Source organism: Mesorhizobium sp. WSM4830, assembly GCF_055811495.1.
The window spans coordinates 58,335-70,659 of sequence record NZ_JBVVQI010000016.1 but is presented as its reverse complement, the minus strand read 5'-3'; the positions used below and the strand labels follow the sequence as shown (position 1 = coordinate 70,659).

At 62.6% G+C, this 12,325-nt stretch carries 14 protein-coding genes and 1 pseudogene; 10 read left to right on the top strand and 5 right to left on the bottom strand.

The annotated features are described in order from the left end of the window. Nucleotides 1-3: 3 nt before the first annotated feature. Nucleotides 4-504, bottom strand: coding sequence for a type III secretion system chaperone family protein (locus tag AC0L2Y_RS20495; RefSeq protein ID WP_023678420.1), 501 nt, complete (start codon nucleotides 502-504; stop codon nucleotides 4-6). Nucleotides 505-835: 331 nt separating this feature from the next. After that, complete coding sequence (locus AC0L2Y_RS20490; RefSeq protein WP_352489138.1) at nucleotides 836-1,138, bottom strand: accessory factor UbiK family protein; 303 nt, start codon at nucleotides 1,136-1,138, stop codon at nucleotides 836-838. Nucleotides 1,139-1,268: 130 nt separating this feature from the next. Here AC0L2Y_RS20490 and lgt point away from each other — a divergent pair, with 130 nt between their 5' ends. Both lgt and AC0L2Y_RS20480 read left to right on the top strand, forming a co-directional pair. Further along, nucleotides 1,269-2,120, top strand: a complete 852-nt coding sequence (gene lgt / locus AC0L2Y_RS20485; protein ID WP_473559031.1) for a prolipoprotein diacylglyceryl transferase — start codon at nucleotides 1,269-1,271, stop codon at nucleotides 2,118-2,120. Beyond that, nucleotides 2,117-3,205: a class I SAM-dependent methyltransferase gene (locus AC0L2Y_RS20480; RefSeq protein WP_473559030.1), complete on the top strand. Its 1,089-nt coding sequence runs from the start codon at nucleotides 2,117-2,119 to the stop codon at nucleotides 3,203-3,205. The genes lgt and AC0L2Y_RS20480 overlap by 4 nt, the downstream gene beginning before the upstream one ends. A 37-nt stretch (nucleotides 3,206-3,242) precedes the next feature. On the opposite strand, the gene AC0L2Y_RS20475 is transcribed toward AC0L2Y_RS20480, so the two are convergent. Next, nucleotides 3,243-3,422, bottom strand: a complete 180-nt coding sequence (locus AC0L2Y_RS20475) for a hypothetical protein (protein WP_473559029.1) — start codon at nucleotides 3,420-3,422, stop codon at nucleotides 3,243-3,245. On the opposite strand from AC0L2Y_RS20475, the gene pgeF reads away from it, so the two are divergent. The 4 genes from pgeF to AC0L2Y_RS20455 all read left to right on the top strand — a co-directional run bounded on the left by pgeF (nucleotide 3,421) and on the right by AC0L2Y_RS20455 (nucleotide 7,222). Further along, nucleotides 3,421-4,209 (top strand): peptidoglycan editing factor PgeF, encoded by a 789-nt coding sequence (gene pgeF, locus AC0L2Y_RS20470; protein WP_473559028.1) that lies wholly within the window; start codon nucleotides 3,421-3,423, stop codon nucleotides 4,207-4,209. The two genes, AC0L2Y_RS20475 and pgeF, sit on opposite strands and share 2 nt — an antisense overlap. Continuing rightward, complete coding sequence (locus tag AC0L2Y_RS20465; protein ID WP_473559027.1) at nucleotides 4,209-5,360, top strand: M24 family metallopeptidase; 1,152 nt, start codon at nucleotides 4,209-4,211, stop codon at nucleotides 5,358-5,360. Before pgeF ends, AC0L2Y_RS20465 begins: the two co-directional genes overlap by 1 nt. Nucleotides 5,361-5,414: 54 nt before the next feature. Next, nucleotides 5,415-6,035 (top strand): hypothetical protein, encoded by a 621-nt coding sequence (locus AC0L2Y_RS20460; protein WP_473559026.1) that lies wholly within the window; start codon nucleotides 5,415-5,417, stop codon nucleotides 6,033-6,035. A 251-nt stretch (nucleotides 6,036-6,286) separates the two neighbouring features. Next, nucleotides 6,287-7,222: a ribose-phosphate pyrophosphokinase gene (locus tag AC0L2Y_RS20455; protein ID WP_352489004.1), complete on the top strand. Its 936-nt coding sequence runs from the start codon at nucleotides 6,287-6,289 to the stop codon at nucleotides 7,220-7,222. Nucleotides 7,223-7,322: 100 nt separating this feature from the next. On the opposite strand, the gene AC0L2Y_RS20450 is transcribed toward AC0L2Y_RS20455, so the two are convergent. Continuing rightward, on the bottom strand, nucleotides 7,323-8,204 hold the full coding sequence (locus tag AC0L2Y_RS20450) for an AraC family transcriptional regulator (RefSeq protein WP_473559024.1): 882 nt from the start codon (nucleotides 8,202-8,204) through the stop codon (nucleotides 7,323-7,325). A gap of 128 nt (nucleotides 8,205-8,332) precedes the next feature. Between AC0L2Y_RS20450 and AC0L2Y_RS20445 the strand changes: the two genes are divergently transcribed. Next, nucleotides 8,333-9,577, top strand: coding sequence for an MFS transporter (locus AC0L2Y_RS20445; RefSeq protein ID WP_473559022.1), 1,245 nt, complete (start codon nucleotides 8,333-8,335; stop codon nucleotides 9,575-9,577). 203 nt (nucleotides 9,578-9,780) lie between these two features. Next, nucleotides 9,781-10,530, top strand: coding sequence for an SDR family oxidoreductase (locus AC0L2Y_RS20440; RefSeq protein ID WP_473559020.1), 750 nt, complete (start codon nucleotides 9,781-9,783; stop codon nucleotides 10,528-10,530). A gap of 68 nt (nucleotides 10,531-10,598) precedes the next feature. Here the strand turns inward: AC0L2Y_RS20440 and AC0L2Y_RS20435 are convergent. Next, nucleotides 10,599-10,685 (bottom strand): annotated as a pseudogene (locus AC0L2Y_RS20435) (alpha/beta fold hydrolase); the annotation flags it as partial. A 243-nt stretch (nucleotides 10,686-10,928) separates the two neighbouring features. Here AC0L2Y_RS20435 and AC0L2Y_RS20430 point away from each other — a divergent pair. Both AC0L2Y_RS20430 and pth read left to right on the top strand, forming a co-directional pair. Next, nucleotides 10,929-11,573: a 50S ribosomal protein L25/general stress protein Ctc gene (locus AC0L2Y_RS20430; RefSeq protein ID WP_473559019.1), complete on the top strand. Its 645-nt coding sequence runs from the start codon at nucleotides 10,929-10,931 to the stop codon at nucleotides 11,571-11,573. Between the two features lie 23 nt (nucleotides 11,574-11,596). Beyond that, entirely contained in the window at nucleotides 11,597-12,322 is a 726-nt protein-coding gene (gene pth / locus AC0L2Y_RS20425; RefSeq protein WP_473559017.1) for an aminoacyl-tRNA hydrolase, read from the top strand. Nucleotides 12,323-12,325 lie beyond the last annotated feature (3 nt).

The window sequence follows — 12,325 nt, the reverse complement described above, 5'->3', positions numbered from 1 at the left end:
CGGTCAGGCGTTTCCGTAGGTTTCGAACAGCACGCCGGCCAGCGCATCCTTGGCCGAAGTGCCTGACCAGACGACGAACTGGAACGCCTGGAAATAGCATTCGCAGGCTTCCAGCGCCGACGACAGCAGCACCTCGACCTGCTGGCTCGACGGCTCGACCCCACCGGCCAGCAGCAGCGACTGGCGGAACATGATGGCGCCTTCCTGCTCCCAGAGGTCGAAATGGCCAAACAGCATCTGCTCGTTGATCAGCGAAAGCAGCCGCATCACCTCGAGCGCGCGCGCCTCAGGCACCTTGATGTCGAAGGCGCAGGCCAGGTGCAGCGCCTCGTAGTCCTCCATCCAGGAGAATGAAACGTGGTAGTCGGTCCAGCTTCCGGCAACCGAAATCGAGATCTCGTCGTCGCCGGCCCGTTCGAAGGACCAGTCGTTGTTGTGCGCCACCTGCTCGATAACATCCACCGGATGGATTTCGCGGGAGAATTCGAGTTCGAGAAGTTCCATGAAATGCTTCCTGTCGTTCTGGGAGCGCCACCACACGCTCCGCGGGAGAGGCACACTCGAACAATTCTGCCTAGAACTCGGACGGCCAGGACTTCGTCAACGCAAAGACCCCGGACCGGACCCCACCGCCCGGCGCATGACCCTGCTCCGAATCATGCAACAAATTCAGTCTATTGATCGGGAGTCGCGTGACCAGCCAAATTTTTCGCACTGCGTCATTCGCATGTGGAAAGCCACTGTCACAAAGATTCACGCAGTACCGGTAAGCGATTCACGACAAAGCGCTTTTTGCGATCCGGCTTTGTGGAAAAGTTTAATGATTTATTTCTTGTTATTTTTTTGCACGCGGCTTTGCCGCAGCCGCAGGCGCTGCTTGACCGGTCAATTCGGCAAGCCTGGCCTCGAGCGCCTCGATGCGAGCGGCGAGGCGGGTGTTTTCTTCCCTGGCCTTCGCCGCCATGTCGCGAGCGGCCTCGAATTCCTCGCGCTGCACCACGTCCATGGAGTTGAGTATGCGCTCGGCCTGACCCCTGAAGGCGGTCTCCACCTCGCGCCGCACGCCTTGCGCGGCACCGGCTGCGTCGGTCATCAACTTGGCGAATTCATCGAGAATGCGGTTCGGTCCGTTCGCCATGGCAAATCCTCGCTTGGTGGAATTGACGTAGTGGCGCACGATGCGGAATGCAAGCATACGCTTGCCTTGACCCTGTCAAAAGCCTGCCGCATGGTCCGCGCCCGAACCTGATTGGAACCCGGAGACCCTGTTGAGCGAATATTTGCTGCCGCTGGCCGCCCTGCCCTTTCCCAACATCGACCCGGTCATCGTCAGGATCGGACCACTGGCGGTGCATTGGTACGGCGTCGGCTACATCGTCGGCATTCTGTTCGCCTGGTGGTATGCCAAGCGCCTCGTCACCAACCCGAAACTCTGGCCCGACGGCGCCCTGCCGATGAAGCCCGTCGACCTCGACGACTTCATCGTCTGGGCAGCCATTGGTGTGGTGCTCGGCGGACGCACCGGCTACGTGCTGTTCTACGACCTGCCGCGCTACATTGCCAATCCGCTCGATATCGTCGCCGTCTGGCAGGGCGGCATGTCGTTTCATGGCGGCCTGCTCGGCGTCATTCTCGCAATGACGCTGTTTTCCCGGTCTCGCGGCATCCGCACATGGTCGCTGTTCGACGTGGTTGCCGCCGGCGTGCCGGTGGGGCTTGGCCTCGTTCGCCTGGCAAACTTCATCAATTCCGAACTATGGGGCCGGCCGACCGACGTTCCGTGGGCATTCGAATTCCCCAATGGCGGCCCATTTGCACGCCATCCAAGCCAGATCTACGAGGCGCTGCTCGAAGGGCTGGTGTTGTTCCTTGTCCTGCGCTTCCTCACCCATTCGCGGCTCAAGCTGAAGACGCCGCGCTTCGTCGGCGGCGCCTTCATCGCCGGCTATGGCGCCTCGCGCATCTTCGTCGAATTCTTTCGCGAGCCCGACCAGCAGCTCGGCTACCTCCTTGGCACGAGCTGGCTGACTATGGGAATGGTGCTGTCACTGCCGATGGTGCTGGCCGGCATCGGGGCGATGGCTACAGCCAAGCCGGTGACAAAATCGCAGCTGGCATGACGCGGCTGAAGACCCGCATCGCCGAGCTGATCGGTGCGGTGGGCCCGATCCCCATCAGCGAATACATGGCGCTCTGCCTGTTCGATCCACAGGATGGCTATTACACGACACGCGAGCCGTTCGGCGCCGCCGGCGACTTCGTCACCGCGCCGGAGATCAGCCAGATGTTCGGCGAGCTGGTCGCCGTCTGGCTCTACCAGGCGTGGCTGGCAATCGGCCGGCCGACGCCGGTCGCCATCGCCGAAATAGGCCCCGGCCGCGGCACGCTGATGAGAGATATGCTGCGCACGCTTTCGCGGCTCGATCCAGCGCTTACCGCCAGCGCATCGTTCGCCTTGATCGAGACCAGTCCGCGGTTGACTGAGATCCAGAAACGGACGCTTGCCGGGACGTCGGTCAGCATCGCCTGGCATGAGAGCATCGATACACTACCGCAGGGGCAGCTTCTGATTGTTGGTAACGAGCTGTTTGACGCGGTGCCCATCCGCCAGTTCGTCCGCGCTGGAGCCGGCTGGCGCGAACGGATGATCGGTCTCGACGATGCGAACCGGCTGCGCTTTTTCGTCGGCGCCGGCTCGCTCGACCCGATGCTCCTGCCGGAGGGTGCCGAGAATGCGCCGCAAGGTGCCATCGTCGAGGTGGCGCCAGACCGCGCCGCCCTGATGGCGGCCATCGCCGGGCGACTTGCCGGATTTGGCGGCGCCGGCCTGTTTCTCGACTACGGTCACTTCCAGCCCGGGATCGGCGACACCTTGCAGGCCTTGCGCAAGCACGGTCATGAGGACGTGCTGGCCAATCCGGGGCAGGCCGATCTCACCGCCCATGTCGATTTCGCTGCCCTCGCGGCAACCGTTCGGGCACACGGCCTCGATGCCCACCTCTCAACGCAAGGTGAATTCCTGCTCAAGATGGGGCTTCTCGAACGGGCTGGCCGGCTCGGCGCCAATGCGGATGAGGCAGCTCGCGAAAAGATAGCGGCCGACGTCGAGCGCCTCGCCGGCCCGCTGGCCATGGGCGAACTCTTCAAGGTGCTTGCCGTCCTCCCCGCCGGCATTGCCGTTCCGCCGTTTCCAAGCACGGATTGACTTTTCGCTGCCGCCTCTCCCACTCTCCCATCTCCGGCTAGCGCCCGACATCAACGGCGCCAGCCTTAACTGACCAGCCTTCAACTGCGCCCGTCTTCAACTCGCCGGTCTTCAACTCACCCGTTTTCAACTCGCCGGTCTTCAACTCACCCGTTTTCAACTCGCCGGTCTTCAACTCGCTTGACGAAATCGTCCATACGGACAACAAAGCCGCCATGCTGAATCAGACCAAACCGGATCCCGTTCGGTCGCCCTTGCTGGAAACGGCGCAAGGCATCCGCCACGGCTACTTCACACGCGTCGGCGGCATTTCCAGCGGCATCTACCGGGGCCTCAACATCGGCACCGGCTCGAGCGATGACCAGACGCTGGTGCGCGAGAATCGCCGCCGGGTCGCCGAATGGATGGGCGTGCCTGCAAACCATCTGCTGACCGCTCACCAGGTTCATTCGCCGGACGTCGCCATTGCCAGGGAGGTTTTTGCCGGCGAGCGGCCCAAGGCCGACGCCATCGTCACCGACCGGCCGGGCATTGCCGTCGGTGCCTCGACCGCCGATTGCGGACCGGTCCTCTTCGCCGACGCCGAGGCGCGCATTATCGGCGCCGCCCATGCCGGCTGGAAAGGCGCTTTCACCGGAGTGCTGGAAAACACCATCGCGGCAATGGAAAGCCTCGGCGCCCGGCGCGACCGCATCGTCGCAGTGCTCGGTCCTTCCATCGGCCCACGGAATTACGAGGTCGGACCGGAATTCGTCGCCCGTTTCGTCGACGCCGATGCCGGCAATGCTCGCTATTTCGCGCCCTCCGCAAATGCCGGACACGCGATGTTCGATCTCAACCGCTACACGGTCGACCGACTGACCAAGGCTGGCGTCAACGCTGAAGGACTTGGCCGCTGCACCTATGCCGAGGAAGAGCTTTTCTACTCCTATCGGCGCAGCACGCATCGCAACGAGCCCGACTACGGGCGGCAGGTTTCGGCAATCGTTTTGGAGGCTGACTGATGGCGCTGCATTTCGAACGCTCGGAATTCGACGCGCGGCGCGATCGACTGATGATCGAGATCGCCGAAAAGAAGCTCGACGCCGTCCTGCTGTTTGCCCAGGAAAGCATGTATTGGCTAACCGGCTACGACACCTTCGGCTTCTGCTTTTTCCAGTGCCTGGTGGTCAAGGCCGACGGCTCGATGGTGCTGCTGACGCGTTCGGCCGACTTGCGCCAGGCGCGCCACACCTCGATCATCGACAATATCGTTTTGTGGACGGACCGCAACGGCGCCAATCCGGCGGTAGACCTGCGCAATCTGCTCAACGAGCTTGACCTGCTCGGCGCCCGGATCGGCGTCGAATACGACACCCACGGCCTGACAGCCTATAATGGCCGGCGCCTCGACGAGCAGTTGCAGACCTTCGGGCAGATCGCGGATGCCTCTGGCATTGTCAGCCGGCTACGGCTGTTCAAGAGCCCGGCAGAAATCGCCAAGGCGGAAAAAGCCGCAAATCTGGCCGACGACGCGCTGGACGCAGCACTGCCGCTGATCAAGCAGGGCGGCGATGAGGCGCTGATCCTGGCCGCCATGCAAGGTGCGATCTTTGCCGGCGGCGGCGATTATCCGGCCAACGAGTTCATCATCGGCTCCGGAGTCGACGCCCTGCTTTGCCGCTACAAGGCCGGTCGCCGCAAGCTCACCAAGAACGACCAGCTGACGCTCGAATGGGCCGGTGTCTTCCACCACTACCATGCGGCAATGATGCGCACGGTGTTGACCGGCAAGGTATCGAAACGCCACCAGGAATTGTTCGATGCCGCCCGCGCCGCGCTACTTGCAGTCGAGAAGGCGATGACGCCCGGTAATACGTTCGGCGACGTGTTCGACGCCCATGCCCGCACCCTCGAAGCCCACAATTTGACCAAGCACCGGCTCAATGCCTGCGGCTATTCGCTCGGCGCCCGCTTCACCCCGTCCTGGATGGATATGCCGATGTTCTATCAGGGTAATCCCGAAGCGATTGCGCCGAACATGACGCTGTTCGCCCATATGATCATCATGGACTCCGAAACCGAAACCGCGATGACGCTTGGCCGCACCTATCTGACGACCGAATCCCAGCCGAGGCCGCTGTCCCGCCATGATCTCGACTTGATCGTGCAGTGAATCCATAATGGAGAGAGTGTGAGGGGCGTTCGTCGCCAAGGAGTTTTCAGGCTAATGAGACGATCGCATGTGACGACCGTGTCATTGCTCGTGGCGCTGGCACTGGCGGCCTGCACCAATGCGAAGGACGTTCTCGAACCCTCGGCCATTGCCCCGCAGTCGACGCAATCGCTCTCCGGAGCCGGAGGTGCCGCAACGCCCCCCGCGACCCCGGCTCAGCCTGCCGGCACCGCGCAAACTGCAGGTACAGCGCAGCCTTCCGCTGCAGCGGCCGTGCCGCCCGCCAAAAGCGCGGCTGCCATTGCGCGGACCCGGCTGCAGGTGGCGCCGATCGTCGGCGCCTCGGTAGAAGCCGCGACACCGCTGACTGCCGAGCTTCAGACACGCGCCAGGCAGCGCGGCATCACGTTGGCCGGCAGCACCGACCAGACCCCAACGCATGTGCTCAAGGGCTATTTCTCGACCATGACGGAAGGCAAGGACACCACCGTCATCTACGTCTGGGACATCTATGACCCGGCCGGCAACCGGCTGCATCGCATCAATGGCCAGCAGAAGGCGCCCTCCGTCGGCGGCGGCGAAGGCTGGGCGGCGGTCGCGCCGGCGACCATGCAGGCAATTGCCGACCAGACAATCGACCAGTTCGCCACCTGGCTTGGCGGCGGCGCCGGCTGACCTGGAGCATGATTCCGAAAAGTGGAATCCGGTTTTCGGAAAGATCATGCTCAAACACAAAGATAGCGCCAGCCCGATTCCGCCGGCATGGAACTGGCTCTATCGCCGCATGCTCAAGCCGTAAGCGTTTATTGAGATTAGCCGGCGGATTCCCATTCACGACGCTTGCAATACCGGCGCGGGCCGCTAAAAGCCCGACTAAGAGGCTGGAGTGCTATCGGAGTCTCTCAATCCTTCGCCAGGAACGGTGCATGAAGCTCTTCGCGGGCAATTCCAACAGGGTGCTGGCCGAATCAGTCGCCCGCTACCTCAACATTCCGCTGGGCAAGGCCAGTGTCAGGCGCTTCGCCGACCAGGAAATCTTCGTCGAGATCCAGGAGAACGTGCGCGGCGAGGACGTCTTCATCCTGCAATCCACCTCGTTCCCGACCAACGATCATCTGATGGAACTGCTCATCATGATCGACGCCTTCATGCGCTCCTCGGCCAAGCGCATCACTGCGGTTATTCCTTATTTCGGCTATGCCAGGCAGGACCGCCGCGCCTCCGGCCGCACACCGATCTCGGCCAAGCTGGTCGCCAACATGATCACCAGGGCGGGCGTCGACCGGGTGCTGACCCTGGATCTCCATGCCGGCCAGATTCAAGGCTTCTTCGACATCCCGACCGACAATCTGTTTTCCGTGCCGGTCATGGCCCGCGACGTAAAGGCAAAATACAAGCAGCTTGCCAATGTCATGGTGGTGTCGCCGGATGTCGGCGGCGTGGTCCGCGCCCGCGCGCTCGCCAAGCGCATCGACGCCCAACTTGCCATCGTCGACAAGCGCCGCGAGCGCCCCGGCGAATCGGAAGTCATGAACGTCATCGGTGACGTGCGCGGCAAGGATTGCCTGTTGATCGACGACATCATCGATTCGGGCGGCACGCTGTGCAATGCGGCCGATGCGCTGCTTGCCGACGGCGCCACCAGTGTCACCGCCTATACTACCCATGGCGTTTTGTCCGGCGGTGCCATCGCCCGCATCGGCGCCTCGAAACTGCAGGAATTGGTCATTACCGATTCCATCCAGCCGACCCAGGCAGTGCTCGACGCCACCAATATCCGCGTCATCTCCATCGCCGAACTGATGGGCGAGGCGATCTCGCGCACGGCGACCGAGGAATCGGTGTCGAGCCTGTTCGATTAATGCGTGTCGCGCAAAACTGTGCAGCGGTTTTGCGATAACGAAATGCATAAAAACAAGAACCCAAAGCGCGGCGCATGAGGCCGGCCGAACGCGACGCCCTTTAGGGCTGCGACTCAGGCCGAGCTGGACCGCTTATTCGTCGCACACCTTCGCCAGCATCACGGGCGCCCTGCATATAACCGCGTGGCGAGGCTCCCAGCATGCGCTTGAACATGGTGATGAACGCCGGCACGCTGTCATAGCCGAGATCGAGCGCCACCCTCGTGATCGGCTCGCCGTCGGCCAGCCGTGGCAACGCCGCGAACAGGCAGGCCTGCTGACGCCAGGTCGACAGCGACAATCCGGTCTGGCGGTGGAACGCGCGGGTGAAAGAGCGGCGGCTCATGCCGACGATAGCGGCCCATTCATCGATCGTCGCATGCGGTGATGGTGCCGAGACGAAGCGCCGGCACAGCGCCGCCAGCCTTGCATCGGACGGGAACGGAAGGCCGAGCGGCCGTTCCGGCAGGTTCGGGATTTCGTGCAGCAGGAGCTTCATGATCAGCCCACCCCGCCCCTCCAACTCGGCGCCTTGCGGCAGCTTTTCCGATTCCACGATCAGACTGTGCATCAGGTCGGTGATGCCGACGACGCGCAACCCGTCAGGCAGGCCCGGAATGGCCTCCGGCATCACATAGACGGACCGCATGCTGACGTCGCCCAGCATCTCGACGGAATGTTCGGTGCCGGCGGGGATCCACATGGCGTGGTCGGGGGGCACCATCCAGCGCCCATGCCGCGTCGTCACCAGCACGACACCGACCAGCGCGTGCAGCAACTGGCTGCGGCTATGATGGTGCCGTGGCACGTGATAGCCGTCCGGATATTCGGTCGGCAGCGCCACCGCCGGCCCGACGGCCTGCTCCAGCCATTGCCAGCGACGCTCATGCAACAGCCCGAGATCGGTATCGCCCGCTCTGAACATTTCCCTGCCATGCGGCATCAGCTATGGCCCACTTGCGAAACTATTGGACCAAACCACGAAAGAAGTCGCGTGACAAGCAACGTATAAGGCAGCCGGCCCATAAGACCGCCTGCGGGAGCGCCCGCCAAAAGACCACGGAGCCTGCCTTGACCGATACCACAGCAACCGCCGACGCCAAGCCGGCAGCGGCCAGCCACATTTCAGCTCAGGCGACGGCCTTCACCGTCATCCTGGCGGTGAGCTTCTGCCACTGCATCAACGACATCATGCAGTCGTTGCTGTCGGCGATCTATCCGCTGCTGAAGGACAATTACGGCCTCGATTTCTGGCAGATCGGCCTTTTGACTTTCACCTTCCAGGTGACGGCATCCTTGCTGCAGCCGGTGATCGGCATGATCACCGACAAGCGGCCGATGCCTTATTCGTTGCCATACGGCATGGCCTCTTCGCTGATCGGCCTGGTCGTGCTGGCCTATGCCGGACATTATTCGCTGCTCCTGATCGGCGCCTCGCTGATCGGCATCGGCTCGGCAATCTTCCACCCGGAATCCTCGCGCATCGCCCGCTTCGCTTCCGGCGGCAGGTTCGGTCTTGCGCAGTCGCTGTTCCAGGTCGGTGGCAATTTCGGCCAGGCGATGGGGCCGCTGCTGGCAGCCTTCATCGTCGTGCCTTTCGGCCAGACCAGTATTGCGTGGTTCGCAGGCGGCTCGCTGGTCGGCATCGTCGTGCTGTGGCAGGTCGGCGGCTGGTACAGCCGCCTGCGTGCCGCGCAGAGCACCCGCAAGGCGGCAGGCTTCGTCTCGCCCTTCCCCCGCCGCAAGGTGATGGGCGCGCTGCTGGTGCTTACCTTGCTGGTGCTGACGAAGAACGCCTACATCGCCAGCCTGTCCAGCTACTACACCTTCTATGCCATCCATAAATTCGGCGTTTCGGTGCAGATGTCGCAGGTCATGCTGTTCCTGTTCCTCGGCGCCTCGGCCCTTGGCATCCTGCTCGGCGGCCCGTTCGGCGACCGCTACGGGCAGAAGGCGATGATCTGGTTCTCGATCGTCGGCGTGCTGCCCTTCACCCTGGCCTTGCCCTACGCCAATTTCGAGTGGACGATGGTTCTCACCGTGCTGATCGGCCTGATCCTGTCCTCGGCCTTCTCGAATATCGTCGTCTTCGCCCAGGAACTGGTGCCCGGCCGGGTCGGCATGATCGCCGGCATCTTTTTCGGCTTCGCCTTCGGCATGGGCGGCATCGCCGCCGCCGTGCTTGGCGTCGTCGCCGACATGAAAGGCATCGATTTCGTCTTCCAGGTCTGCTCGTATTTGCCGCTACTCGGGCTACTGACGGTCCTCCTGCCTAACATGAAGGAAGCGAGGAAGGTGGAGGCGGCGGCCAGCTAATCAGTTCATCTTTCGGAATTGATACGAGGGCGCGGCAGTTGCCGCGCCCTCGATGATTCTTTCACCACACGCGGGGTGAAAAGCCTGTTAGAGAGGGTCCACCCCTGAAGGCAAAATTTTGGTCAGCAACGCCTTCAAGTTGAACATACCGGGCTCAGCCCTGATGCTTCGCAGCGCTCCGCGCCAGGAAAGGCAATTCGCTGATGTCCAGACTAAAAGGCAAGGCCGCATTGATTACCGGCGGCACCAGCGGCATCGGCCTGGTGACGGCGCGACGTTTCATCGAGGAAGGTGCGCGCGTCGCTATCACCGGAACCAATGCGAGCCGTCTCGAGGAGGCGCGCACCATCCTCGGCAGTGATGTGCTTGTCATTGCCGCCGACGCCGGAGATGCTGCTGCCCAGAACGACATAGCGCGGCGGATCGAGGAAACCTTCGGCAAGCTCGACGCTCTCTTCCTCAATGCCGGTATCGCCGACCTGCGCCCGCTTGGCGACTGGACCGAGGCCGCGTTTGACAGGAGCATCGATGTCGACCTCAAGGGGCCGTATTTCCTGGTCAAGGCGCTCGTTCCGCTGTTTTCGAACCCGTCCTCGATCATCCTCAGCGGCTCGGTCAACGCACATATGGGAATGGCTGGAACGCACGTCTATGCGCTGGCCAAGGCCGGCATGATTTCGCTCGCCCGGACGCTCTCGGGCGAACTGATAGAACGCGGTATTCGCGCCAATGTGATCAGCCCGGGTCCGATCGACACGCCGCTCAACGATAAACTTGGGCTGGACCCCGAAGCGGCGAAGGCGCGCGCGAAAACTGTGGTCGGCCTGGTGCCTGCCCGTCGTTTCGGAACCGCCGAGGAAATTGCCAACGCAGTGGTCTTTCTTGCTTCGGACGAATGCCCGTTCATGGTCGGTGCGGAAATGCTGATCGATGGCGGCTTGAGCATCGCCTGACATCGGCACAACCTGACACAAGAACACCCGCCAGATGGCGGGTGTTTTTTGTTACGTTCTGAAAGGCCTTACGCCCTGAAGAAGGCCAGCAGGTCGGCGTTGATGGCATCGGCATGGGTGGTCGCCATGCCATGGGGCAAACCCTTGTAGACCTGCCTGCCATGACTGCCAGTCATGACTTGCACCCTTTCCCGCCTTCGGCTATAGAGCCGCCACCCGCGTAGACACCCTTGGAGGCAACGCGGCGGAAGGCTGCCTTCCCTTGTGATCCCGAACAAAGGTCCGCTTGCTTATGCGGCTGCCGGCTTTCGGATATGCAGGCCCGGTGGCTTTCGACGTTTACGGCCCCGGCACTTTGCCGGCCGCGAACGCTCCAGAACAACGCGAAAGGAAATGCCATGAGCCACGATACTTACGAGCTCAAGGCCGAAGCGCGCGAACAGGTCGGTAAGGGGTCCGCCCGTGCAGTTCGCCGCAACGGTAAAGTGCCTGCAGTGATTTACGGCGACAAGCAGCCTCCCCTGGCGATTGCGCTGACCTACAAGGACATCTACTACAAGATCCATGGCGGCGGGTTTCTGACCACGGTCGCCACGATCGATGTCGACGGCAACAAGATCCAGGTTCTGCCCAAGGATTTCCAGCTCGACCCGGTCAAGGATTTCCCTGTCCATGTCGATTTCCTGCGCATCGGCAAGGATACCGAAGTCAACGTCGATGTGCCCGTGCACTTCATCAATGAAGACAAGTCGCCCGGCATCAAGCGCGGCGGCGTGCTCAACATCGTGCGCCACGAGGTCGAGTTCCACTGCCCGGCCAATGCGATCCCGGATTTCATCACCATCGATCTCACCGGCACGGATATCGGCGATTCGATCCACATTTCGGCCGTCACCTTGCCGGTCGGCGTCAAGCCGGTGATCTCCGACCGCGACTTCACCATCGCGACCATTGCCGGCTCCTCGGCGATGAAGCCGGAGGCCGCGGAAGAGACGACTGAAGCGGCTGCGCCCGAAGCGGCTCCTGCCGCCGAAGAGAAGTAACTCCTTCCCGCCCGGAGGCGACGATGCTTGTCTTTGCAGGCCTCGGCAATCCGGGCGCGAAATACGCCAACAACCGGCACAATGTCGGCTTCATGGCGGCGGACGCGATCGCCCGCCGCCATTCCTTTTCGCCCTGGTCGAAGAAATTCCAGGGTCTGATCGCCGAAGGCACGCTTGCCGGCGAAAAGGTGATCCTGATCAAGCCGCAGACCTTCATGAACCTGTCCGGCCAGTCGATCGGCGAAGCCTTGCGCTTCTACAAGCTCGGCCCTTCGGCGCTGACTGTCTTCTATGACGAGATCGACCTTGCCGCCGGCAAGGTGCGGGTCAAGGTCGGTGGCGGTTCCGGCGGCCACAACGGTATCCGCTCGCTCGACCAGCACGTCGGCAAGGATTTTCGCCGTGTGCGCATCGGCGTCGGCCACCCCGGCGTGAAGGAAATGGTGCATGGCCATGTGCTCGGCGATTTCGCCAAGGCAGACCGCGAATGGCTGGACGTGCTGCTCGACGCAATCGCCGACGGTGCCGGATTGCTTGCCAAGGGCGATGACAATTCGTTCATGAACCGCGTGACGCTGGCCCTGCGCGACAAGCTCACGCCGACGGGCGACGACGATCGCCCGCCGCCCAAGGCGCCAAAGGCGCAAAGCCACGTCCGCCAGGCGCGGCCACAGCAGCCGGCGGCCAAGCTGCCCGAAACCGGCCCGATGGCGGCCATGCTGAAGAAGCTTTTTGGCGGCAAGGACTGAGCC

Coding starts and splice junctions, on each gene's coding strand:
- AC0L2Y_RS20460 (WP_473559026.1), top strand. CDS start 5,415: ATGAGACGATCGCATGTGACGACCGTGTCATTGCTCGTGGCGCTGGCA.
- AC0L2Y_RS20490 (WP_352489138.1), bottom strand. CDS start 1,138: ATGGCGAACGGACCGAACCGCATTCTCGATGAATTCGCCAAGTTGATG.
- AC0L2Y_RS20465 (WP_473559027.1), top strand. CDS start 4,209: ATGGCGCTGCATTTCGAACGCTCGGAATTCGACGCGCGGCGCGATCGA.
- AC0L2Y_RS20450 (WP_473559024.1), bottom strand. CDS start 8,204: ATGCCGCATGGCAGGGAAATGTTCAGAGCGGGCGATACCGATCTCGGG.
- pgeF (WP_473559028.1), top strand. CDS start 3,421: ATGCTGAATCAGACCAAACCGGATCCCGTTCGGTCGCCCTTGCTGGAA.
- AC0L2Y_RS20440 (WP_473559020.1), top strand. CDS start 9,781: ATGTCCAGACTAAAAGGCAAGGCCGCATTGATTACCGGCGGCACCAGC.
- AC0L2Y_RS20495 (WP_023678420.1), bottom strand. CDS start 504: ATGGAACTTCTCGAACTCGAATTCTCCCGCGAAATCCATCCGGTGGAT.
- AC0L2Y_RS20475 (WP_473559029.1), bottom strand. CDS start 3,422: ATGGCGGCTTTGTTGTCCGTATGGACGATTTCGTCAAGCGAGTTGAAG.
- AC0L2Y_RS20480 (WP_473559030.1), top strand. CDS start 2,117: ATGACGCGGCTGAAGACCCGCATCGCCGAGCTGATCGGTGCGGTGGGC.
- pth (WP_473559017.1), top strand. CDS start 11,597: ATGCTTGTCTTTGCAGGCCTCGGCAATCCGGGCGCGAAATACGCCAAC.
- AC0L2Y_RS20455 (WP_352489004.1), top strand. CDS start 6,287: ATGAAGCTCTTCGCGGGCAATTCCAACAGGGTGCTGGCCGAATCAGTC.
- AC0L2Y_RS20430 (WP_473559019.1), top strand. CDS start 10,929: ATGAGCCACGATACTTACGAGCTCAAGGCCGAAGCGCGCGAACAGGTC.